This is a genomic window from Pirellulales bacterium (genome assembly GCA_019636345.1).
Lineage (GTDB): Bacteria > Planctomycetota > Planctomycetia > Pirellulales > Lacipirellulaceae.
Genome location: JAHBXQ010000002.1, coordinates 963,239 through 986,076 on the forward strand (window position 1 = coordinate 963,239; position 22,838 = coordinate 986,076).

Below are 22,838 nucleotides of genomic sequence, written 5' to 3' on the forward strand. Positions count from 1 at the left end.
GCGAGTTGCGATAGCCCAGGACTTCCGGACAGCGCGAGCGGATTAGCGCTTCGCCAGCGCGTCGCGAATCTCTCGCAGCAGCACGACGTCTTCCGGAGGCGCCGCGGGGGCCGCTTGCTCCTTTTTCTTCAGCGTGTTCATCGCCTTGATGACAAGGAACAGCGCGAAGGCCACGATGACGAAATCCAGCAAGGCCTGAGCGACGGCGCCCCAGCCGATGGATGCCGAGCTTCCTCCTTCCACCACCGGGGGCAGTTGCCAGGCCATATCCGACACGTCGGAATTGCCGGTCAGATAGGCGGTCAGCGGCGCGAAGACTTTTTCCACGAGCGACGTGACGATCTTCCCGAACGCCCCGCCGATGACGATGCCGACGGCCATGTCGACCACGTTGCCGCGCATGGCGAACTCTTTGAACTCTTTCAGCATGCCCATGTGGGGAATCCTTCGCAGGGGTCCGAGGAACGCAAACGGCGCGTCGCGATGCAACCTGCTTGGACGAGCCACGCGCAGGCGAATCCCCCCAATGCGGGGGTGCGCCGGCGAGTTCTAACCCAACTCGCGCGATTCTCGCAAGACGGAAACGACCGCTTGAAGGTCGGCGGGCAGCGGAGCGGTCGCCTCGACGGGCTTTCCCGTCGCCGGATGGGTGAATGCGATCCGATGGGCGTGCAGGGCCTGCCGCTCGAGCATGACCCAAGAATCCGCCTGCCCGGCCCCGAGTCGTTTGCAGCGCGTGATTGCCCGCAATTCGCCGAGCGTGATCTTGGCTCGGCCCCCGTAGAGCCGGTCGCACAAGACGGGCACGCCGACGTGCGCCAGGTGGAGCCGAATCTGGTGAGTTCGCCCTGTCTTGGGTTGCGCCCGCACCAGCGCGAACCCCGGGTACCGCTCGACGGCTTCGTAAAAAGTCTGCGCCGGCCGACTGTCGGGGTGCTCGGGCCGCAGGGCCATCTTCTCCCGGCTGGTCGGGTGGGGGCCGATCGCCCGATCGATCAGGTCCCGATCCCGATCGAGTCGTCCCGCCACGATCGCCAGATACTCCTTCTGAACCGTGCGATCGTGAAACTGCCGGGCCAGTTCCGTGTGCGCCGCGTCATGTTTGGCGACGACGATCACGCCGCTCGTGTCGCGGTCGAGCCGATGGACGATTCCTGGCCGCGCGGCGCCCCCGGTCGTGCTCAATTGCCCGAAGCGGTGAACGAGTGCGCTGGCCAGCGTGCCGGCCCAGTGCCCCTTGGCGGGGTGAACCACCATGCCGGGCGGCTTGTCGACGACGACCAGATGCTCGTCCTCCAGCAACACCGTCAGCGGAATTGGCTCAGGGTGCGGGCCCTCGGCCGCGGCGGGGATCTGGCCGGCGACGCGGTGAACCGCTTCCAGCTTGAACGAAGCCTTCGGCGGTTCGCCGTCAAGTCGGACGAGACCCTGGTCGATTGCGCGACGGATCCGCGAGCGACTCACCCCCGGCAGGGCCGCGGCAAGATAGACGTCCAACCGTTGCCCGACGTCGGCTGGCCCTGTGGTCAGATCAAAGGACTCGACCGCCTCGGGCGACAGCGCGGGCCCGGGAGGGGGCGGGACGAGCTCCGGCAAATCGGCAAGGTCGCCGTCGTCGTCCCACGGCAACAAGGGAGCGTCGCTCATTGCTCAGCCGCGGCGTCGCTCTCGTCGGCCGCGTCGTCGTCGGCGTCCGCATCGGCGGCAGGCGACTTGTCGGCGGGCTCCGCGTCCTTGTCGTCGTAGCGCGCGTCGCCTTGAGCCTCGGACAACCCGCCGAGGATTTCTTCCAACGAGCGGGTCGGATCGAACTCCATCTCGCCCGTGGCGTCGGCGGCCGGTTCCCCGGGGCTGAACTGCGGTCGCACCCCCGGCGTGCCAGGCCCGGTCGCGCTGCGCGGCAACTCGAACTTAGCCGTCGCGAGCCACTTCACCGCATCGATGCCGGAAGTGCGCTCCAACGATTCGATCCGGTCCTGGGCGATTTCCTTGAACTCGCCTTCGACCCGCTGATACGCGGCGATCGCCTCGTCGACTTCGCTCCGCAACTCGTGCACGCGGGCGAGTCCGAGCCGGGCGCGGTTGCGAATTTCGTCGCTGGAGGCGCTCGCGGAGAACTGGCGGTAAATCCCGGCCACGGCGTCAATCTTGTCGCTCGCCGCCTCCGGGCGGATCAGAGCGTCATTGGCGGCAATCCTGAGCTGCCTGTCGGCCCACGTGACGGCGGCCCATTCTTGCGTCGCCAAGCCGGCGTAGGTCTCGTCTTCGATCAACTTTTGCACGCCGGTCAGCTCCAGTTCGCTGGAGAGCATCGCGGATTGCAGGGCTTCCCAGGCGGCTTGCTCCTGCTTCAACTGCGAGTTGCGCCAGTACGACAGCGCGGCGAACAGCAGCAAAACGGCCCCGATCGCCGCCAGGATTTGGTTCGTATACGGGCGGAACTTTTCGAGTCCGAGCTCCAGGTCCTTGGCCAGGGTGTTCGTTTGGAGCTCGTGACGGCGTTCGGTGCGCATGGCGGAGGAGGTTTCGATGCGTTGCGACGGGAGAAAGAGACGAACTTGCGGAGGCGTCAGGACGCCTGCGGCGAGTCGTAAGTGTAGATGCCCGTTGCACCTGCGGTCAAGGCGACCACGCCGGCGCCCCAGGCGGCACGGCGACAGGAAGTAGGTCGCGACCGCCGAACGGCGCAGGCGCCCAGGCGGCGCAAGTCCGTCGAGTCAGCATGCCTCGTGCAGGCTACGACCGAGGAATCGCCCAGACCGGGTTCGCGGCCGAATCGATCAACTGCGGGACGACCCAGCCGCGCACCTTGCGGGCCGTGCGACTCGCTTCGGGGTTGCGAGGTTCCGTGCGCCGCGGATGGCGGATCAACTCGTAGTGCCGCACGATATCCTGCTCCGAGAGCGGATGGGGATAGACGGCCAATTCGTCGATTTGGCCGATAAATCGGCGATAGTTCTGCTTTTCGTCCAGTTGTCCGACCAGCAGCCGCCAGCCGCTGGCCAGCGGGGTCGGGTCGACGCCGGTCGCGCTCAGCTTGCCGTTGACGTACAGCTTGAGCCGATCGCCCTCCTTGACGGCGACGACGTGCTGCCACCGGCGCAGATCGTACAACTCTTCGGAAAAGACCGAGGTCCCCGAGCCGGCCACGTCGCTCGGCGGGTTGCGGTGGAGGAACCGCAAGCGGCCCGGATGCTCGATCGACGACTCAGCGGCGCGGGGGCCGCCTAATTCCAACAGCAACGCATGCGGACTTCTCCAGTCGGGCTCCGGCGGCGGACAAATCAAGGCGACCAGCGAGCACCAATGGTAGTGGCTCGGCTTAATCCACGCTTCCACCGCGTAACCGGCGTCGAACGACTCGCGAATCGGCTCCTCCGACACCAGATAGGTCGAATACGCCTCGTCGGTCAGCGCCGCCCCGAGGTCGAGATACTGATTGCTGCGGTCGCGAATCATCTCCGCGACGCCGACGACGCGACCGTGGTAGCGATCCGCCGCCGCGTTGTTGATTCGCTGCGGGTTCTTGTCCTCGAACCGCCAGTAAATCAACGGCTGCGCGGCGAGCACCTCGCGGGCGTACTCCCGCGTCACATGCAGTCCGTCCGAACCCATCGACGTCTGCGAAGCAAAGGCTCCCGGCGACGATTCCCCGCGCACCATGCTCACCATGCCGTCGGCGTTGGCCGCGACCCGCAGCGACTCGCCCGCCTTGACTCCGACCCGCTTCACGCCGGTGGAATCCGCGGTCCACGGGAGCGAGACGAACGCCTGGCCGGTGAAGACATGCAACTCGACGTCTCCCCCCGCAATCGCGATTCCCAGCGAGGCGTCGGAGGCGACTTCGATTTGGCCGTTCGGGGTCGTCAGGATGAACTGCGAATCGGTCGACTTGACTTCGGCAGTGAGTTTGCCGTGGCTGAGGCTGGCGCCTCGCTCGGCCGTCAGCACCAACCCTGCGGGGCCCTCGATGCTGAGCGCCGCGCGCCCGCCCGTCCAGTCGACTTGCAACTCGGCGAGGCCTTCGAGCAGATTCAACGTCTCGCCCGTGTGGAGCGTGTCGTTGGTCAGGTAGGCCGCTCGGCCGTCGAGATTCCACAGGCACGCCGTCCCTTGGACGAACCGGGCCGCGTAACGGGGTTCGCCGAGCGAACCAGGTTCCGCGAGCGAAGGGGCCGTGTACTCGCGCTGCGAGAACTGGCGACTGGCCTGTCCGAAGCCCAGCGTCCAGCCCGCCGCGACCGCCAGCAGCGCCGCCGCGGTCGCCCAATAGGACGACCTCGACGCGCGGGTCAGTCGCGCTCGCCACGCGGCCGTCGCGCCGGCGACCGGTCGGAATGCGGGATCGCGTTGCGGAACCGTGCCGGTCGATGTCCCCGCCGACTTGGCCGAACTGGCCGTGGCGACGATCTGCTCCAACAAATCGGCCCGCATGCTGCCGCCGTTGCGCGACTTCGTGCTGTACCAGGTCAGCCACGATTCCTGGCTCATGACGTCGACGACGAACGACGCCAAAGACGGGTCGGCCAGGATTCGCCGATTGACCTCTGCCAGTTCATCGAGCGTGGCGTTGCCGTCAACGGCGGCCATCAGAATCCGCGTGACGTCGTATTCCACGCGAGAGTCGTCGTTTTTCATGACGCGTTCTCCTTGGCCATGACTCGGCCCACGCATTCTCGCAGCGCCACATGGATGCGCGCCAGCGAGCGATAAATCGAATGCACCGACGCGGCTTCCTTCCGGGCGATCTCTTTCGGACGGTGCTGCAAATAATAACGTTGTTGAATCAGCGTGCGATCCTTTGCGGCCAGTTTGTCGAGGCACTCCTCGAGCGCCGCCCGCCGGGCGGTCAGGTGCTCGGACCGGCACAACAGGTCGTCGGCCAGCAGGGTCAAAACTTCCTCGCTCATGATCTGGAGCCGCTGGTTGGCGCGCCGGAGGTGCAGAATCTCGAAATAGGCGACTTTGCAGGCCCAGGCGTAAAACGAGCCCTCGGGGTCGTACTCGGAGAACTTTCTCCAGAGCACGACGCACGTGTCTTGGAACACCTCTTCCGCGTCCGACGAGTTGAACACGAGCGTCGAGATGAACTCGAACACCCGGCGCGAATGTTGCGAGAACAGTCGCAAAAACTCAGTATGCCGCTCCTGCTCGGAACTGTCGGATTCGAAATCGGATGTGGTCAAGGCAATACGCTCCGTCGCGACGACGTCCGTTCTCTTGGGAACTCTGCCAATGGGGTCCGCCGCACTTGAGACCCTCTCAGTTGTGACCGGCCAAGCGCACTCCGTCCAGGCGCGCAGCCGACGGATGCCGAACACGGGATCGCCCGAAATTGCAAGGTTCCACTGTGTATCACCCGAGGGACCGAGCCTTTTGCGGCGAATCCCGCCAGAAAGACGCTCAAGCTCAACCGACTGCCGCTGGGGCTCCCCTCTGGGAGCGACCAGACGCTTTCGGGGAAACTTTCTCGTTTTTTTTGCGTAATTGTCGCGAAAGCGAGGGCCGGTGTGGGGATTAACAGATAGCCCGAAGGTCTACCGACCTGCAGGCAAGACATGATCGGTCGGTTCCGACTGGGTCGGAGCGGGGTTTCGCGAGGGCAGACGCGAATCCGGCGACCGTCACAAGGCGTTTCCCAGCCCTCCCGGCTGCTTTTTGGCTTGGCTGCTCCGTCTGCCCGTTCACTTCGGCCGATTTTGCTTGTCTGAATCGGCAAGTCGTTTGCGGTTGGCCGCAGGAGCCCGCACCGGCCAGGGCTGGCGATGGCGTCGACGACCCGGTCCCCAGTCTGTTGCCTCGTAAGTACTTGGTTCAGGACGGCAAGCAGCAGTCAGGTGCAGGAAACGGAGCAGGGCAGCGGCGATCGATGCGGTTTTCTCTTTCTTCCTTTCAGCAGTGAGGTCTCGTCTCATGAGAATGACAAATTGGATTTCCGGTTGCGCCCGGGTCGCCATGACCCTGGCGGCGATCGCCACGTGCATCCCCGGCGCTCGCGCCGCCCTGACGTATTTGGACGCCTCGAAGGACAATACCGGTCCGCTCTCGGCCTTCACTGCCGGCACGAACGGTCAAGCCGACGATGACCTCTGGACGGTCCGAACGGGCTTCTCCGTCGGCAGCACCTTTATTCAGTCGGGCGACGGCAACGGCGAAGACTCTCCGGAACTGACCACGACGATCACGGGCCTCGCGGCGAACTCCCCCTATCGGGTCTACGTCCATTTCTGGGACGGCAGCGGCACGGCTCCCGACTGGAACATTCGGGCTGGCTTCACCTCCAGTCCCGGCGGCAACACTCTGTTCGCCAACCCGACTGACGCGCCCGACCTGGGAGCCACCCCGGCCGTGCTCGCCAGCACGCTCGCTTACGTGAACCCGCCGACTCCCTTCACCGAGAGTGACCGGACGCAGTTCGCCGGGCTCGTTGGCATCGCCTTGTCGGACGGCAGCGGCAACCTGAACGTGTACATTGACGACCTTCCTTCGCAGATCGGCGTGAACAACCGCACGTGGTACGACGGCGTCTCGTACGAACTGGTCCCCGAACCGACCGGGGCGATGCTCGCCATGATCGGCGGTGCGTTCGGCTTGGTCGCCGCCCGGCGGAGGAATCGCAAGTAGATCGGATCTTTTTGGAGTTGAATCGCTCGGCCGGCGGGCCCTCCGCGGTCCGCCGGCCGACATTCCAACAGAGAGACAAATCAGGCACACGCAGAGACACGTCAGGGCCACGAAGGTATCCCTTTTTCTCGGGCCGCCCCTGCGGCGGATCCCGACGGCATGAGGAGCGGACAGGATGAGGCGACGAGGATTTACGCTGGTCGAATTGCTGGTGGTGATCGCCATTATCGGGGTCCTTGTTGCGCTCTTGCTGCCTGCGATCCAGGCCGCTCGGGAGGCGGCGCGGCGGACGCAATGCGTCAACCAAATCCGTCAACTCGTGCTCGCCTGCCACAATCATCATGACGCCATGAAGCGTCTGCCGTCGGCGGGGGACCAAGTCGTCGCCAACTCGGCTCACCAGGCGACCGGGTTGAGTTGGCTGGGTCAAATTCTTCCCTATCAGGAGAACGCCGTCCTACGCGACCTGATCGACGACAGCGTCCCCTGGTTCCACGCCAACAACGACTTGGCCGAGCAGACCCCTGTCCCGCTGTTCAACTGCCCCTCCACCGGGGGCGAACTGAGCGTCTTCACCTCGACCCCGGGCAACACGTCCGTGTTCGTCGAATTCTCGCCGTTGCGGGCTCACTATGTCGGCAACATGGGGGCCAAATCGTCCTGCGATCCCGCTTCAGCGGCTTATCCCGACTCCGGCTACACGATGCTCGTCCGTCGGGAGGGAGCCAGCGAGAGCGGCGGCTTGGCATCCAACGGGTCGATCGTCTTCAATGGCAAGATTCAGTTCCGAAACTTCGGCGACGGCACGGCCAGCACGCTCATGATCGGCGAATGCTCCTGGGACGCCGGTCCGACTCGCAGCTGGATCGTCGGCACGCTCGACGTCAATAGCGGTCCCGGCGGGGACTATCACGGCTGGCTTTACAACTCGAAGAACGTCCGCTGGCCGATGCACACCGCCTTTCGCGAAAAGCCCGGCGAGACCTACAGCGGATACCTGAGCAACGACGTCAGCCTGGGAAGCCGCCATCCGGGCGGGGCCCATTTGGGCATGGCCGACGGTTCGGCGAGCTTCCGCAACGAGGACGTCGAAATGCGGGTGTTGCGCGCCCTGGCCACCCGCGACAACGCGGACGACGTCGCCCAGCCCGATTCGACCTGCACCTCCGGCGGCGGCGGTTCGGGGCGATAATTACAACCTTGATCTCCCCCCGAGCCGGCGGGCGTCAGCCCCCGGAGCGACAAAAACGCGATTCCAATTACAATCAAAGTCATACCAGCCAAGGCGAACACAGTGTCGGGAACAACGCGTTGGCAGTACCTGCTCGCGGCCGCGGCCATCGGTTGGTCCGGCTGCAGCGGCGGCGGCGACGGCCTTGCGTCGGTCAAGGGACAGGTGCTGCTCGACGGCAAGCCCTTGACGGCCGGCGTCGTCGTGACGATGCCCGAGAAAGGACGCGGCGCCCGCGGCGAGATCGATTCCGAGGGGCGATTCGTCCTGACCTCGGGCGAGTTGGGCGCCGGGGCGACGATCGGAACTCACCGGGCGGCCGTCATCGCCGTCGAGGAGTCGGCGACGTTCAACCCCGAGGCCCCGAGGAAACTCCTCGTCCCGCAGCGGTACTCCGTCGCGGAGACGTCGGGACTGGTCATTCAAGTCGAATCAGGCAAAGTCAACGAGGCGGTCCTCAATCTCTCGTCGCGGCCCGAGCGGTAGCGACGAGTTCCACGGAACTTTTTTTTCAGAAGAGAAACTTCTCAGAAGCGATTCGCCTATCGCCGTCGCGCGATCGTTGCGGCGATCGCCGGGGCAGCGCGGCGGTAGGCGATCTTGTTGCGTTGTTCTCATGTCTTGCGGCCCGCGGCGGGCCATGGCGTTCGACCGGCGGTCGACGCCCGTCAACCACGCTCACCAGTGAAGTGCCATCCAGCACGCTTGAGGGGGAAGAGACGATGATCGGACGGTCAATTACGGAATTCAGGACGGAATTCGGATCAGTCGCGATTCGGCGGACGCGACGAGTCGCGGCCTGGGCGGCGGCGCTCGCCATGGCGCTCGGCTGCGTCGGTACGGCCGACGCAGCGGACATCACGCTCTCTGCCAGCGACGGTTTGGGGACGTCTTCGTTCAACACCGGGTTGAACTGGCCGGGGGCCGTGGCCCCGACCGCCGGGAACAACTATTTCACCGGCAGCAACATCCTGCGGACCCCAGCCGACGGAGCGAGCCACGTGTTCGCCGGCGATTCGCTCACTGTGAATACCGCCAGCGGCACGGTGGCCGATTACTCCACGGGTTTGCTCTACAAGGGGACCGGCAACGCCGGCGTCATCACGATCAACAACCTGATCCTGAACAGCGGATTGATCTCGCACGCCAATGGGACGGGCGACCTGTTTCAGCTTGCCGGCAACATCAACGTCGTCGCCCCCTCGACGATCTACGCCAAGCAAGGCTCGATCACCATCAGCTCGGTCATCAGCGGCTCGGCCAATCTGACTGTCCCCGCCACCGACGACAACGGCAACGGCAATTTTGAATTGCGGCTGCTGACGCTCACCGGCGCCAACACGTTCACCGGCAATACGAGCGTCGCCGGGCGGTTGCGGGTCTCCAGCACGGGAGCGCTGAAGTTCACGATCGGCGCCAGCGGCGTCAACAACAGCGTGAGCGGCACGGGCCGAGCCGAGTTCGGCGGCACGTTCAACTTCGATTTGACCGGCGCCAGCGCGACCCCAGGTTCGAGTTGGACGATCGCCAACGTCGCCACGCAGACGTTCACCAGCACCTTCTCGGTCGCCGGCTTCACCAAGTCGGGCGACTTCTGGACGAACGGCACGTACCTGTTCAACCCGTTCGACGGGACGCTGTCGGTCGCCTCGGCGCCCTTGTCGTGGAACGTCGACGGCGGCGGCGCCTGGAACGTCGGCGGCAACTGGACCGGCGGCGTCGCCCCCGGCGCCTCGGCAAACGTCGTCTTCGGCGGCGTGCTGACCGCGGCCAACGCCCCGGCGACGGTCACGCTGACCGCGGCGGCGTCGGCCTCGCGGATCACGTTCAGCAACGCCAACCAGTACAAGCTCGCCGGTCCCGGCGTCCTCACCCTCAACGGTTTGGCCCAACTCGGCTCGACCAACGGCACGCATGAAATCTCGGCCGTCATCGCCGGGACCGCCGGGTTGGTGAAGACCGGCGGCGGCGGCATCACGCTCTCGGCCGACAACACCTACACGGGGCTCACGGACGTCCAGGGAGGCGCGCTCCGTCTCGCTCGCGTCGGTTCGGTCGACGGCAACGCGACCGTCGCCGCCGGCGCCACGCTGGCCTTCGTCGGCGACTCGCTGGGAGGCGGCTACAACGGCGTCTTCGCCGGCGACATCGCCGGGGCGGGCACGGTGCTGATTGACGGCTCGCTGACCACCGAAACCGTCACCTTCAGCGGCGCCAAGAGCTATTCGGGCCAAACGACGATCAACGGCGGCACGCTCGCCGTCAGCAACGCCGGGGCGCTGGGCGTCTCCGACGGGACCGTCGCCTCGCGCACGTTGCTCGGCGGCAACGAGCAGAAGGGCCAGTTGGCGTTGTCGGGCAACATCAACGTCGGCAACGAACTGTTGGTCCTCGCGGCTCGCGAGTTGAGCGCCGCGAATTCCCCCCACGTCGTCAGCACCGGCAACAACTCCTGGGCCGGCAACGTCAAGGGCGAAGTCGGCGGATCGCAATACAACCTCGTGTCGAACTCCGGCACGCTCACCCTGGGGGGCGTCATCTCCGCCCCTGACAGCGGTACGCGGAACTTCGTCTTCAGCGGAGCCGGCAACTTCAACGTGACCGGCAAGATCACCGATCTGGGGTCCAACGCCGACGGCACGTTGCCCCCGGCGCCGACCAATGCCGTGAGCAGCGTCAGCGTCATCAAGCAGGGGGCCGGCACGCTGACCATCGGCACCGCGACCAACCTTCAGGACGACTACTGGCTGGGCAACACCATCGTCGAAGGGGGCACGCTCCGCGTCCTCTCCGACGGCGCCAACAACGGCGAACTCTGGAGCCCGCTGATCGCCGTCCGCGCAGGCGCGACGTTCGACGTCACCCACTTCGGCACTTACGCCCTGCAGGAATTCCAGCGGCTGGGCGGCGCCGGCACGGTGCTCGCCACCGGGAAGACCGTCGAGGTCTATGACGACAACTCGATCGCCCCCGGCGACAGCGTCGGCACGCTGACCATCAACGGCGCCATGACCCTCAACGGCGGCAGCGGCGGCGGGGCCCTCCAGTACGAACTGGGGAGCACGACCACCGTCGGCGGAGTCGTCAACGACCTTTTGAACGTCACCGGCGCCCTGACCGTCAACGGGTCGCCGACGATGAACCTTGACATTACTCCGGCCGACGGCGGGCTGGCCACCGGCACGTACCGCTTGATCTCGCACGCCGGCGGCACGACGTCGCTCGGCGGGATCACGCCTCGCGTCCTCAATCCCGCGGGCAATCCGCTGACGATTCGCCAGAGCTTGGCCGTCAGCGGCGCGACCGCCGGGCAGGTGAACCTCGTCGTCTCCGGCAGCAAGGCCAATCTCACCTGGACCGGCGCCGGCGGCACGGCCTGGGACTTGAACAACACCGCGAGTTGGTCCGGCGGCGACACCCGTTACTTCGATCTCGACAGCGTCACGTTCAACGACACGGCCGGGGCGAATACGACGGTCGACATCTCCTCGTCGTCGGTTTCGCCGGCGTCGATCGCGCTGACCAGCGCCGCCAGCCGCACGTTCACTTTCACCGGCACGCAGGGCGTTCAGGGGAGCGCCCCCGTCTCGCTCACCGGCAATGTGACTGCGGTGCTGGCCAACGCCAATAACAACCTCACCGGCACGATCAGCGTCGGCGCCGGAACCACGTTGCAGCAAGGCAACGGGTCGAGCACCGGAACGACGATCTCGACCGGAGTCGTCAGCGGCGCCGGCACGATTCGCGTCGATTCCGGCACGCTGCAGCTCAGCGGCGCCAACACGTTCACCGGAGCGGTGGTCGTCAACGGCGGCGTGCTGAACATGGATTCGGCCACCGCGCTGGGAACGACCGCAGCCGGCACCACGATCAACGCCGGCGGAACGGTGCGCTCCAACAGCGACGCCTACACGACCAGCGAACCGTTCACCCTGAACGGCGGCGCCCTGGCCGTCGGCGGCGGGGCCTCCGCGGCCCTCACGCTGGCCGGGCCGATCACCGTCAACGCCGGCGGCGGCACGTTCCAGGTCGACGGCGGCGGCGGCGACGACGCCCTGACCGTGACTAGCGCCATCGGCGGCGCGGCGGCCGGAGCCGTCAACGCCAACATCGACGGCGGCTCGCGCATGACCGTCGCCGGGGCTGTCAGCAACAACGGCGCGCTCAACAAGAACGGCACGGGCGTCTTGGCACTCGCCGCTTCGGCGACCGTCTCGTCCCCGCTCGTCAACGTGAGCAACGGTTCGCTCGACGTCACGGCCCTGGGGACCTTCGTCGTGGCCAACGGGCAGACCCTCAGCGGGTCGGGCGGCGGCGTGGTGACGGGCAACGTCAGCGCGGCCAGCGGTTCGACGATTCGCGTCGGCTCCGCCGGCATGCCGACCCAGTTGGTCTACCAATACCTCGACGCCACCCACGGCGTCGGCGGCAACACGACCCTTTCCAGCGGAGCTACGTTTGAACCGACGACCAACCCCGACTGGCAGCTTCGCACCGCGTTGGGCAACAACGGCACGATCTATCAGGGCGGCAGCGACGATCCCGCCTCGGCGCCTGAACTGAAGTCGACCATTACCGGCCTCACTCCCGGCGCAACCTATACGGTGTACGCCAATTACTGGGACGCGACCGGTTCGCAGTGGCAGATCCGGGCCGGGACGACCTCAGGCGCTTTGACCTTGTACGACTCGCCTGACGACGCCGTCGCCGGCGCCGTCGACGGGATCAACACCTCGACCTTGTTCTACGCGACCGCTCCTCTGCGGACCGAAGGGAACCGGACCATGTACGGCGCCCCCATGGGCAACATGGTCGCCGACGTCAACGGGCACATCGCGGTGTTCATCGACGACGGCGGCAACGCCTCGGTCGGCGACGGTCGCACGTGGTACGACGGCTTGAGCTTCAGCGACGGCTCGACCGCCGCGATCAGCCAAACGATGACGGTCAGCGGCGATCTGACCCTCAACGCCGGGTCGACGCTGGCGATCGACATCTCGACTCCCTCGGCGCACGACAAGCTGAACGTCACGGGCAACCTTGCCGCCGGCGGGACGTTGGCGGTGTCGCTTCAGGCGGGGTCGCCGACCCTTGCCGCGGGGAACGTGTTCGACATCCTTGATTTCGCCAGCGCGAGCGGGTCGTTCAGCACGGTCAGCCTGCCGAGTCTGACCGGCGGGTTGAGCTGGGATACGTCGAGTCTGCTGACCACGGGCCAGTTGAGCGTCGTCGCCGGCGGTTTGCCGGGCGACTTCAACTCGGACACCAAGGTCGACGGCAGCGATTTCCTGGCTTGGCAGCGTAATCCGGGGGTCGGCAATCTGAGCGATTGGCGAACGAACTACGGCGCAGGCGTCGGCCCCGCGACTCCCGCGGTCGGGGCCGTGCCCGAGCCGTCGACGCTGATCCTGGCTGCCTGTCTGATGGGCGCGACGGTCGCCGCCAGCCGACGCCGTCGAGGCTGCTGACGAGCTCCGCTTGACGAACGCCGATTCGCTCAGCGGCGGGCGCGCTCCGCCCGCCGCTGGGTCGTCGGCTCGCTTTTCGCCGAGTTGCGGCGCCTCGTTTCACGCTCGTCGCCGCAACAAAGATTACTAGCTCAGTCTCCTCTGGGAACTGCACGATGACTTGCCGCTCGAAGTGGTCCCTCGGGACGACCATGCTCCTGCTCGCGATGCTTGCCGGCGAAGCGACCCAGGCCGCCATCCTCTCGCAAAAGCGCGGCTTTGCCGACACCGGAGCGGGTTACTCGAATCTGCAGGCGACCGGGGCCGGATGGTACTACACCTGGGGGCTCGGGGCCGGCAATCCGGGCAACTTCGACGCCAAGCACTATCCCATGTTTTGGGGAGGCTGGGCGGTCAACCAAACGAACATCAACAACGTCAAGGCCGCCAATCCCGAGTACGTTCTCGGCTTCAACGAGCCGGAGCGGTCCGATCAGGCCAACATGACGGTCTCCCAGGCGATTTCCTCGTGGACGACCCTTCACAACGGTTTCGCCGGCACGGGGATCAAGCTTGTCAGTCCCGCGGTTTCCGACACGTCTGGCGGTCAAGCGTGGCTGTCGAGCTTCATGAGTCAGGCCAACTCTCAGGGCCTGCGGGTCGATGCCGTCGCATTTCACTGGTACGGAGTCAGCAACCCCGACAACCCCGCCGGAGCGGCCAGTTCCTTCCTCAGCCGGGTCGATTCGTACTACAACTCGTACGGCAAGCCGGTGTTTATCACCGAGTTCGCGATCCACGACTGGGGGAACGCCTACTCCGACGCGGCGATCATCGAAGCGAACCGCCAGTTCCTCGACATCGTGATCCCCGCGCTCGATTCGCGCAGCTACGTCGCCGGGTACGCGTGGTATCACTGGTTCAGCGACGCTCGGCTCTACAACGGCAATCCCCCCGTGCCGACGCCGATGAGCTACGCCTACACCGGCGTCCTGAAGAGCGGGCAGAGCGAGAATATCGCGGGCCGCACCCTGGGCGAGCACGTCGCCTATTTGGCCGGCGGTACGCTGCAGCAGAACGGAGCCGTTCCCGGAGTCGTTCGCTACATCAACGCCCTGGAAGGCACGAGCACGGTCACCGGCACCTCCAACTGGAACATGACTACCGACAACTGGATTCGCATTCAGCCCGGCGCCACGTTGCGGAAGTCGGGCGCCAACGCCATGGGGATCCTCGGCGGCAGCGTCACGAACAACGGGTTATTTGAAATCGCCGAGGGGACCTTTCAACTCGGCTCCTCGATGACCGGCTCCGGCAACGTGCTGGTGAGCGGCGGCACGCTCGCCCTCACCGGCCGCGGCCAGATGTCGACGGCTCCCCGCATCGAGATCAAGTCGGCCGGCACCTTCGACGTGTCTCTGCAATCAAGCCCCTTTACGGTCTCGCCAGGGCAGACTCTGCACATGCGGCGTTCGTCGCAGGCGCTCGGCAGTTTGGCTGCGGGGAACGGGTCGCAGATCACGGGCGCCGCCAGCGTCTCGGGCGACTTGTCGCTCCTGGCCGGGTCCGTCGTCCGCATCGGCGACGACGGCTCAGGGGCCCCGCGCCGGGTCAAGATCGACGACTTCGAGAGCTACGCGCTAGGCAACGTCCGCGACGTCGCCAGTCCCCCTTGGACGGCCCACGAAAACACCAGCTTGATCGACATTGAGAGCTACGGCGGCGGCAAAGTGCTCACCTACGGCTGGGCCACCAATTTCCGCGGCGGGTCGCGCACCCTGCCGGAGGAGGCGATCCTCGAAAACTCGGAGTCCGCCACCTACTTCTTCCGGTTCAACTCCAAGACCGACGTTCCCAATCACAACCTCGGCCTCGGCGACAAAGCGACGACGGCCACCGCCGACTTCGGCGACTACGAAGCTCAGCTTCGCATCAAGCAAGGAACCTCCGCGGGGACGGTTGCGATCGACGCCCGCAACGGCGGCGGCTTTTCGGCCACGCTCGCCAGCGGGCTGGCGCTCAACGCTTGGTACAACGTCTGGATGGTCGTCGACCAAGCGACCGACACCTACGACGTGTACATGAATCAGGGAGACGGCGACGCGACGGCGGGCAACAAGCTCAATGCCTCTCCGTTGGCGTTCCGCAACGGCACATCCGACGACCTGAACGTGTTTCTCGCCCTGGCCGGTTCCGCGCCGGTCGACAACGGCGTGCGCGTCGACGATCTGTTCTACTTCAAGGGTCTCGACCTGACGAACCCGCTCACCGGCTACGATCCCGAGCACACCTGGTTCGCCGACGTCCTGGCCGTCGGGGGCAACTATTCTCAGGCGACCGGCTCGGTGCTCGAAATCAACCTGTTCGACCCGGCGTCGTACGACGTGCTGTCGATCGCGGGGCATGCCGCGTTGGGGGGCGAGTTGCGCGTGACGATGGCGTACGGCGCCCCGGCGCCGCAGGCGGGCGACGTATTTCAGGTTCTCGAGTTCGACTCCGCAAGCGGCGCCTTCGATCTGCTGACCCTGCCGGCGCTTGACCCCGGTTTGGCCTGGAAGACCAGCGACTTGGCACTCACCGGCGAGTTGCAGGTCGTGCCGGTCGTGCCCGGCGACTTCAATCATGACGGCGTCGTCGATGGCGTCGATTTCCTCGCCTGGCAACGCGGCGAGTCCCCCATGGCGGGGAGCTCCGAAGACTTGGCAAGCTGGCAGGCAAACTTCGGCGCCGGCGGTCAACCTGGCGCCGCCGCCGCCGTGCCCGAGCCAAGCACGCTGGCGCTGGTCGCCCTGGCGGCGCTTGCGGCGCTCGCCTCCGGCCGTGGCCGCCATGCGCGTTAGTTCGCGCTGAACTGCGGCTCCGCTCGTGAATTCACTCGACGTCCTCGCCGATTGGGGGGTCGAATCTGGCGCACGGCAACCTGCTTGGGCGCGGCAGTTCCCCTGCCCGCCCGGATTGGTTCGTGGACAGTTCGCTCCGACGGGACCATAATCGGTGACCGACTCGTATGCGGCGCCGCGAGTCGTGTCTGGCGCCGCGGTTCTCGCCGATTGCGGGGTTGATCGATGCGCCTTCGTCTGCGGATTGCCCGTGTTGCGTTTCTTGCGGCTTGCGCCGTCGCTCCCGCTCTCGCGGCGGCCCGCACCTGGACCGACTCGACCGGTGCTTACACCGTCGAGGCCGATCTCATCGCCTTCGACGAAAAGACCGCCGTCCTTCAACGGGGCGACCATCATCTGGTCGAAGTCCCGCTGGAGAACCTCTCCCCGGCAGATCGCGATTACCTGACGAGCAAGGAGGCTCAAGACCGCTCCGCCGAAGTGACGGGAGCGATGCAAATTTGGACGACCCGCCACGGCAAGAAGGTCGAGGGACGCATCGTCGACTACGTCGAGCGCGACGTGACGCTCCACCGCCGGCGCGGCAAGCTGTACGTCAACGATCGAACGTTCGACAACCTGCCTGAGGTCTATCAACGGATCGTCGAGCGAATCGTCGAGCACTTCGATGAAACGACGATCGAAACTCGCGTCGACTTGAACCGTTGGGTCGCTCGCCAGAAGGGCAAGCCCCGTACGTTCCACTGCGAAGGGGTCGTCATCGAACTGGCCAATGGCGACGAGTACGCGGCGCCGTTCTTCCTGTTCGCGGAGAGAGATCTCGACCTGCTGCAGCCCGGCTGGCAGGAGTGGACCAAGTCGCAGAGCGACGAAGAATCGCGGGCCAGCGCCGCGTTTCGGTTGCAGGCTCTGGCGGCTGCGAAGCATCGCGATCAAGAAACCGATCGACAAATCGCCCGCTTGCAACTGGCGGCTCAGGCGGTCAATGCGGGCATCGTCGCGCTGTGGGAGGTGACGCTGTATCCCGGACGCGGGATTGCCGGTCCGCCGATTTGGGCCGTGTTTCCCGGCCGCAGCAGCGCCGACGCCGTCCAAGCTGCGCTTGCGAACAACCCGGGCTACGTCGTCGGCCCGGTGCGACGAGTCTCGCGCTGAGTGCAGTTCATTGGCGGCTAGAATCCGTCCCCCGCCAACTCGGATGCGATTGCGGCCCGCAAATCTTCGCGCGATCGGTAGTAGTCGACCGTTGCGTCGACGACCAGCATTTGGGCGTCGGCGACCGATTGTTCGCGCAAGTAGATCATCAAGATGTTGCTGCTTCCTTCGTCGAACAGCCGCCACTCGGCCTTTTCCATTTGGATTGCCAGCTCGACGTTGCGGCGGGCTTGCTTCAACTGGATGTAGTCGGCCGTGAGCGCCGTCATCGCGCTGCGTACGTCCGCGGCGATCTTCTGTTCGACCAGCCGCCTCTTAGCCGAGATCTGAGCCAGCTTTCCCTGGGCGGACTGCATCTTGCCTTGGGCTGCGCGCCGCTGGAACGGCACATCGAGCAGCATCCCCGCTTCGAGTTCGAATTCCGACTTGTCGCGCTTCGGGCTGGTCGGTTCGCCGACGTCCTGCGACGCGGTCATCACCCCGTCGATCGCCGGCAGCATGAGGTTCTGAGCCTGGCGCACCTCGACCGACGCCTGCTGACTGGCGTTGGCCAACAGCCGCACCTCGGGCCGCAGGGACAGGGCCTGGGCGATCTGACTCGCCAGTTGCTTTGAGTCGGGCTCTTCAACTGGCGGGAAATCCGCCGGCAGGCGTTCGGGGCCCGCCAGCAACGGCGTTCCGTCGGGGGAACGCAGGAAGATCGACAGTTTGATCGCCGCCTGCTGCAACTTGCGATCGGTCGCGACGAGTCGCGCCCTGCGCGAGACGATCAGCCGCTCGTTGTCGACGAGTTCAATTCCCTTCACGCTCCCCAGCTCGACGCTCTGGCGGAGTTTGACCTGCCGCGTTTCCGCGATCTCGAGCATCGACCGAGCGATTTCGACCTGCCGTCCCGCCGCGATCCAATCCCAGTAGGCGATCGAACCTTCGCGAACTGCGGCGATGATCTCCATTTGCACAAGCGGTTCAGCCGCCGCTTGCTGCAGCCGAGTCTTGAACACCGCTGCGCGCCGCTTGTCGATGTCCCGATCGCGGAGAAACGGCATCGCGAATCCGGTTTTGAACTCGCCCCCTTTGTTCGTCTCGCGCTCGAGGTACCACGGTTCGAACACGCCGCGCCCCAGGCGATAACCGCCGAAGACTTGCCCGCCCCCCCAGGTATACTGCTTGGCGCCGAGCCCGTAGCGATAGTTCTCGTAGTACCCGGGCGAATCGGCGAGCGCTTCGCCGACGATGTTCAGATCGAATTCGCCCATCGCCTCCAGGGCTTGTCCCGCAGCAATTTGCCGCTCGCGCGCCGCCGCCTCGATCCCGGGATAATTCGCGTAGATGGCCTGGACGACGTCGTCAAGCGCAAGCGACTCCTCGGCGACTTGCGGCTCGATCGACTCGAAGTCGTCCCCGATCGGCGGCAGCGGCTCGACGACTTCCGCGGCCGGGTTGACGAGCGGGTCGGTTTCGCCCTTCTCCGCAGCCTGATACGCGACTTGGCGCACCGCGTCCGCAGGCGGAGACACTGCCGATACGTCGCTCGACACGACGGGCTTCTCGGGCGCAGCGACTTGGGCGGCCGGTTGCGCCGCGGGCTCGGTCAAGGCGTGAGGAGGCCCCGCCTTGCAACCGACGTACGCAACGGACGCTAGCGTCGCCAGCAGGGTGGCCGCTCGGTTCTTCATCAAAGCTTGAGCTTCGGTTTCTTGACGTCGTCTTTCCCGCCCTTGTCCATGTCCTTCGGCGCCTTGGACGAGACGACTGGCGGAAAACCGTTCATCTGTCGCCAAACCTCGTAGCCGAGCGTTACCTGTTTTAGCAGGACCCACCCGTTTGCCCGAACTCCCTGGCGAAGATAGCTCGTGTCGGGCCACCCGCCGGCGTCGTGGGGATCAGGCAGCACGAGCACGCGGAATTGCCCGCTGCCGTTGTCCGTGGCGTCGACGATGACGACTTCGCCCCCGAAGGTGCCGACCGCCACCGACGGCCAGCCGGCAAACTGCACCGCGGGCCATCCCTCGAATTGCAGCCGCACGTGTCGACCCGGCGAGATCAACGGCGCGTCGTTCCCCGACACCCACAATTCGACTGCTCGTTGGGCGTTCTCCGGCACAAGCACGAACAGCGGGTCGCCTTGCTTGACAATTTCGCCCCCCTCGTTGACCAACAATCGCACAATCGTGCCGCTGCGCGGCGCGGTGATGATCTGGCTCTGTTGAGTGGCGAGCTTCCCTTCGACTTCAGTGAGCTCCTTGCGCGCCAGTGCGACGTCGCCTGCGGCTTTCTGTTGTTCGGCTCGAGCGGCTTCGATGTACCCGGTCGCCTCGCGACGCTTCTGTTCAAGCTGCGACTTCTTGGCGCTTAGCGAGCTCTTGGCCGAAGTGATGTACGCCTCGGCCTGTCGCAGCTTCGCCTGCGCCTCGCGGTGCTGTCGTTCGGCGATTTCGACGTCCTGTTTCGAGGCCAATTGCGCCGTCAGCAGTTCGCGTTGCCGATCGAAGTACGCCTTCGCTTGGCTCTCGGCGGCGATTGCCGCATTCAGGCCTTGCACCTCGGCCTCGATCTTTTGCTCGGCCATCACGACTTCCTGAGCGGCCGCTGCGATTCCCAGCTCCTGAGCTTGCATGACCGCCGTGTACTTGTCGCTGTAGGCGCGCGCGACCTCCTCCGAGGCCGAAAGTTTTTCGTGGGCGGCTTCTCGCTGCAGCGCCAAGCGATCGAGCGCCGCCGGGTCGACGTCGCGCAGCTCGACGATCTCCTGCCCCCGTTCCACGCGGGCGCCTTCGCGAATTCCTTCTCCCCACTTGAACACCCGCCCCGAGATGTTCGCCTGAATCGTCTGCTGCCGCTCCAGCGGCGCATATGCGACGACTTGCCCGCTCCCCTTTACCGACTGCTGCCACGGCGCGAACAACATGGCCGCGATCATTGCCAACAGCAGGACCACGAGCGCATTGGCGATGCGCCGCGGGATGCGCGGCGAGACGATCAATCGCAGCACCGGGAGATTCGCCTGCAGCAGTTCGCCGGAAGGTTGGCTGGTGAGCATGGTCAGTCTCCTGCGCCTGGCTCGTCGCGTCCGTTCAGAGGGAAGCGGCGATCCGATTGGCTGGGATCAAGGTTCACGACGCGCGACAGGGCTGCGGCGACCTCGCGCCGCCCCGTGGAAATGATCAACGTCAGCTCGCCTGCGGTCGACGACAGACGGGGGAGAATTGTCGCCAACATGGGGTCGGGCAGGCCGTCGAGCAGGCCGTCGATCAGCAGCATTCGCGGGTTCCCGGCGAGCGCCCGGGCCAGCATCAGACGAACGTGCTGGTCGTAGGACAGTTCGTGCCCGCCGGTGGTGACCGAGGCGTCCAGCCCTTCGGGCATCGCCAGCAGTTCGTCACGCAATTCGACCGTGGCGAGCGATTGTCTCACCCGCGCTTCGGTGGCCTGGGGCCGACCGAGGTGCAGGTTCTCGGCGATCGAGCCTTCGAAAATCTCGATTCGCCCGACGAGGGCCGCCTGATCAAGGATCGAATCGATCCTCAGCCGCCGCGCGTCGAAGCCGTCGAGTTCCACGTACCCCGAGGCCGGCGCCCGCAAGCCGACGATCGTCTCTAAGAGCCGGGTCCGGTCGGATGCGGCGCCGCCGACCAGAACGGCTTGCTCGCCAGGAGCGAGTCGCAGATTTGCGGCCGACTTTGACAGTCCCCCGGCCGACTCCACCCCCACGGAGTTCAAGGCGACGGAGATCCCCCCGCCGCGGACCGGCAGATCGACCCCTTCGCTGCGATTGATCGGCATGTCGAACAGGTATCCCAGCTTGTCGGCCGCGGCCACGACGTCGTAGTAGCTCTCGACATGCTTGCCGATCTTGGCGAACGAGCCGACGATCACGGTGACGATCAGTTCCGCGGCCACCAATTGGCCGAGCGTCAGCTCGCCTTGGATGACGAGCCATCCCCCCAGCCCGAGCAGGACTGTGCTGGCGATCGCCTGCAAGCCAAGCGCGGCGACGATTTGCCGCATCAGCACGCGGAAGTGGGCCTGCCGGGCGAGCAGGTAGTTCGTCACCTGCCGGTCGGCGACGTCGAGGGCGAACTTCATCGAGCTGCGCCCGTGGAAGGTCGTGCGATGGCGGGCCAGTTCCTGCAACCACGCTGCGGTGCGGTACTTGTATTTTGACTCGTCGACGGCGCTCTTCACGGCGCCGCGTCCCAACACGAGCACGATGCCCGCTACGATCGCCAGCAGGATGAGGTCGAACCCCAAGAGCAGGGGGTGATAAAACGCGATCACTGTCATGCCGACGAACGTTTGCAGCGCAAGCGCGACGCCGTCCAGCAACAACTGCGAGGTCACCTTCTGCACGGTCACCACGTCGAAAAACCGATTGACGAACTCGGGGCCGTAGTGGTGATCCCAAAACTCGGTCTGAACGCGCGGCAGACGCTGCGACAGATCGGCGCTGACCCGAACGTAGATCCGCTGCTGAATGATCTCCGCAATGTAAGTTTGCAGGGCTCGCAGGGCCGCCGAAAAACCGAGGAACACTAGCAGAATCACGGCTAGCACGACGACCGGCTGCAGCAGTCGGCCGAACGCCACCGTGTTGACGAGCGCCTCGACGGCGATCGGCGTCGACAACGTCAGCAGCCCGACCACGACGGCGAACACCAGAATGACCCCGATGTCGCCGCGATCGGGGCGCAGCAGCCCCACGAAACGCGACAGGGGGGACCGCGAGCGATCTGCCGGCGGTTCGCAGGGCAGCAAGCCTTGCAGGGAGATCCAGTCGAGCGGTTCGTCCGACGCCCCGATGCGCTGGCCCAATTCCTTCGGCGTAATCCAGTGAGCGTGGTCGGGATCGTGCGACGAAACGACCTCGAGCTTGCCGCCGCGGTGGTCGACGACCAACAGCCATTCAAGTTCCCCGGCGTCACTGGCCGAGATTCGGGCCAGCGGGGCGCCTCCTCTGACCAAACCGATCGCCGCCTTCAAGTCGAACTGCAACTGGTCGGCCCGCAGGTTCAGTTCGGGGGCGATCTCCGTCAACGCATCACGCCAGCTCTCCGGCGTCGCATCGGGCGCTTGAAGCAGCGCAGAAGTCAGGCCACGTCGGGTCCGCCCCCGGTCAAGAGGCATGGAGATCCAACGGCAGGCGGCGTCGAGCATTTCGACGAGCCGCGTCGCCGTATCCGAGGCATGAGGCTGTGCATCAAGGCCGGCATCGTTCGTCATGGCGCGTCGAGCAAGCAAGGATGTTGCGAGGAGCAGCGGCCGCGGCCCTCGAGAGTCGCAACCCGATGAGAATTACCGTTTTTGCGACTGTCGAAGGCAGGCCTTCCATCGTTCGTCGCATTTCGCGACTCGCCAAACGCCATAGGGTCTATTGTCCAATGACTCGGGGGGGGCGCAGACCGCGCTGCAGGCAGCCGGCGACGCCGCTGCCTCGCTGTTGGGGTTCCCGATTTGTCCGCGTTCCGAGTTTTCGACGCTGGTTCGTTCGCCGCGGCAGGCCGCCGATCCCATTGACTGTACTGAATCTAGACATTCGTCTGA

General features: G+C 65.7%; 14 protein-coding genes. 6 read left to right on the top strand and 8 right to left on the bottom strand.

Annotated features, from left to right (window positions below):
• Positions 1-42: 42 nt before the first annotated feature.
• From mscL to KF688_07680, 5 genes are all read right to left on the bottom strand, one after another.
• Positions 43-429 (bottom strand): large-conductance mechanosensitive channel protein MscL, encoded by a 387-nt coding sequence (gene mscL, locus KF688_07660; GenBank protein ID MBX3425537.1) that lies wholly within the window; start codon positions 427-429, stop codon positions 43-45.
• A 120-nt stretch (positions 430-549) separates the two neighbouring features.
• Positions 550-1,647, bottom strand: a complete 1,098-nt coding sequence (locus KF688_07665; protein MBX3425538.1) for an RluA family pseudouridine synthase — start codon at positions 1,645-1,647, stop codon at positions 550-552.
• Positions 1,644-2,513, bottom strand: coding sequence for a hypothetical protein (locus tag KF688_07670; GenBank protein ID MBX3425539.1), 870 nt, complete (start codon positions 2,511-2,513; stop codon positions 1,644-1,646). The genes KF688_07665 and KF688_07670 overlap by 4 nt, the downstream gene beginning before the upstream one ends.
• A gap of 223 nt (positions 2,514-2,736) precedes the next feature.
• Positions 2,737-4,638 (bottom strand): LamG domain-containing protein, encoded by a 1,902-nt coding sequence (locus KF688_07675; protein ID MBX3425540.1) that lies wholly within the window; start codon positions 4,636-4,638, stop codon positions 2,737-2,739.
• Positions 4,635-5,321 (bottom strand): sigma-70 family RNA polymerase sigma factor, encoded by a 687-nt coding sequence (locus KF688_07680; protein ID MBX3425541.1) that lies wholly within the window; start codon positions 5,319-5,321, stop codon positions 4,635-4,637. The genes KF688_07675 and KF688_07680 overlap by 4 nt, the downstream gene beginning before the upstream one ends.
• A gap of 592 nt (positions 5,322-5,913) precedes the next feature.
• On the opposite strand from KF688_07680, the gene KF688_07685 reads away from it, so the two are divergent.
• The 6 genes from KF688_07685 to KF688_07710 all read left to right on the top strand — a co-directional run bounded on the left by KF688_07685 (position 5,914) and on the right by KF688_07710 (position 17,297).
• Positions 5,914-6,624 (top strand): hypothetical protein, encoded by a 711-nt coding sequence (locus tag KF688_07685; GenBank protein ID MBX3425542.1) that lies wholly within the window; start codon positions 5,914-5,916, stop codon positions 6,622-6,624.
• A 175-nt stretch (positions 6,625-6,799) separates the two neighbouring features.
• Entirely contained in the window at positions 6,800-7,816 is a 1,017-nt protein-coding gene (locus tag KF688_07690; protein ID MBX3425543.1) for a DUF1559 domain-containing protein, read from the top strand.
• Between the two features lie 102 nt (positions 7,817-7,918).
• Positions 7,919-8,341 carry a hypothetical protein gene (locus tag KF688_07695; protein ID MBX3425544.1) on the top strand — a complete coding sequence of 141 codons (423 nt, stop codon included), beginning with the start codon at positions 7,919-7,921 and terminating at the stop codon, positions 8,339-8,341.
• Positions 8,342-8,673: 332 nt separating this feature from the next.
• Positions 8,674-13,323, top strand: coding sequence for an autotransporter-associated beta strand repeat-containing protein (locus KF688_07700; GenBank protein MBX3425545.1), 4,650 nt, complete (start codon positions 8,674-8,676; stop codon positions 13,321-13,323).
• Positions 13,324-13,478: 155 nt separating this feature from the next.
• Positions 13,479-16,142, top strand: coding sequence for a hypothetical protein (locus KF688_07705; protein ID MBX3425546.1), 2,664 nt, complete (start codon positions 13,479-13,481; stop codon positions 16,140-16,142).
• A 225-nt stretch (positions 16,143-16,367) separates the two neighbouring features.
• Positions 16,368-17,297 carry a hypothetical protein gene (locus KF688_07710; protein ID MBX3425547.1) on the top strand — a complete coding sequence of 310 codons (930 nt, stop codon included), beginning with the start codon at positions 16,368-16,370 and terminating at the stop codon, positions 17,295-17,297.
• A 17-nt stretch (positions 17,298-17,314) separates the two neighbouring features.
• On the opposite strand, the gene KF688_07715 is transcribed toward KF688_07710, so the two are convergent.
• Genes KF688_07715 through KF688_07725 form a run of 3 tightly spaced genes read right to left on the bottom strand, consistent with a single transcriptional unit; the run spans position 17,315 to position 22,517 of the window.
• Positions 17,315-18,973, bottom strand: coding sequence for a TolC family protein (locus KF688_07715; protein MBX3425548.1), 1,659 nt, complete (start codon positions 18,971-18,973; stop codon positions 17,315-17,317).
• The gene (locus tag KF688_07720) at positions 18,973-20,337 is read right to left on the bottom strand and encodes an HlyD family efflux transporter periplasmic adaptor subunit (protein ID MBX3425549.1); all 1,365 of its coding nucleotides are present in this window, start codon (positions 20,335-20,337) and stop codon (positions 18,973-18,975) included. Before KF688_07720 ends, KF688_07715 begins: the two co-directional genes overlap by 1 nt.
• 2 nt (positions 20,338-20,339) lie before the next feature.
• Positions 20,340-22,517 carry an ABC transporter ATP-binding protein gene (locus KF688_07725; GenBank protein ID MBX3425550.1) on the bottom strand — a complete coding sequence of 726 codons (2,178 nt, stop codon included), beginning with the start codon at positions 22,515-22,517 and terminating at the stop codon, positions 20,340-20,342.
• Positions 22,518-22,838: the final 321 nt, after the last annotated feature.

Coding starts and splice junctions, on each gene's coding strand:
- KF688_07705 (MBX3425546.1), top strand. CDS start 13,479: ATGACTTGCCGCTCGAAGTGGTCCCTCGGGACGACCATGCTCCTGCTC.
- KF688_07665 (MBX3425538.1), bottom strand. CDS start 1,647: ATGAGCGACGCTCCCTTGTTGCCGTGGGACGACGACGGCGACCTTGCC.
- KF688_07720 (MBX3425549.1), bottom strand. CDS start 20,337: ATGCTCACCAGCCAACCTTCCGGCGAACTGCTGCAGGCGAATCTCCCG.
- mscL (MBX3425537.1), bottom strand. CDS start 429: ATGCTGAAAGAGTTCAAAGAGTTCGCCATGCGCGGCAACGTGGTCGAC.
- KF688_07685 (MBX3425542.1), top strand. CDS start 5,914: ATGAGAATGACAAATTGGATTTCCGGTTGCGCCCGGGTCGCCATGACC.
- KF688_07725 (MBX3425550.1), bottom strand. CDS start 22,517: ATGACGAACGATGCCGGCCTTGATGCACAGCCTCATGCCTCGGATACG.
- KF688_07675 (MBX3425540.1), bottom strand. CDS start 4,638: ATGAAAAACGACGACTCTCGCGTGGAATACGACGTCACGCGGATTCTG.
- KF688_07670 (MBX3425539.1), bottom strand. CDS start 2,513: ATGCGCACCGAACGCCGTCACGAGCTCCAAACGAACACCCTGGCCAAG.
- KF688_07710 (MBX3425547.1), top strand. CDS start 16,368: ATGCGCCTTCGTCTGCGGATTGCCCGTGTTGCGTTTCTTGCGGCTTGC.
- KF688_07700 (MBX3425545.1), top strand. CDS start 8,674: ATGGCGCTCGGCTGCGTCGGTACGGCCGACGCAGCGGACATCACGCTC.
- KF688_07715 (MBX3425548.1), bottom strand. CDS start 18,973: ATGAAGAACCGAGCGGCCACCCTGCTGGCGACGCTAGCGTCCGTTGCG.
- KF688_07690 (MBX3425543.1), top strand. CDS start 6,800: ATGAGGCGACGAGGATTTACGCTGGTCGAATTGCTGGTGGTGATCGCC.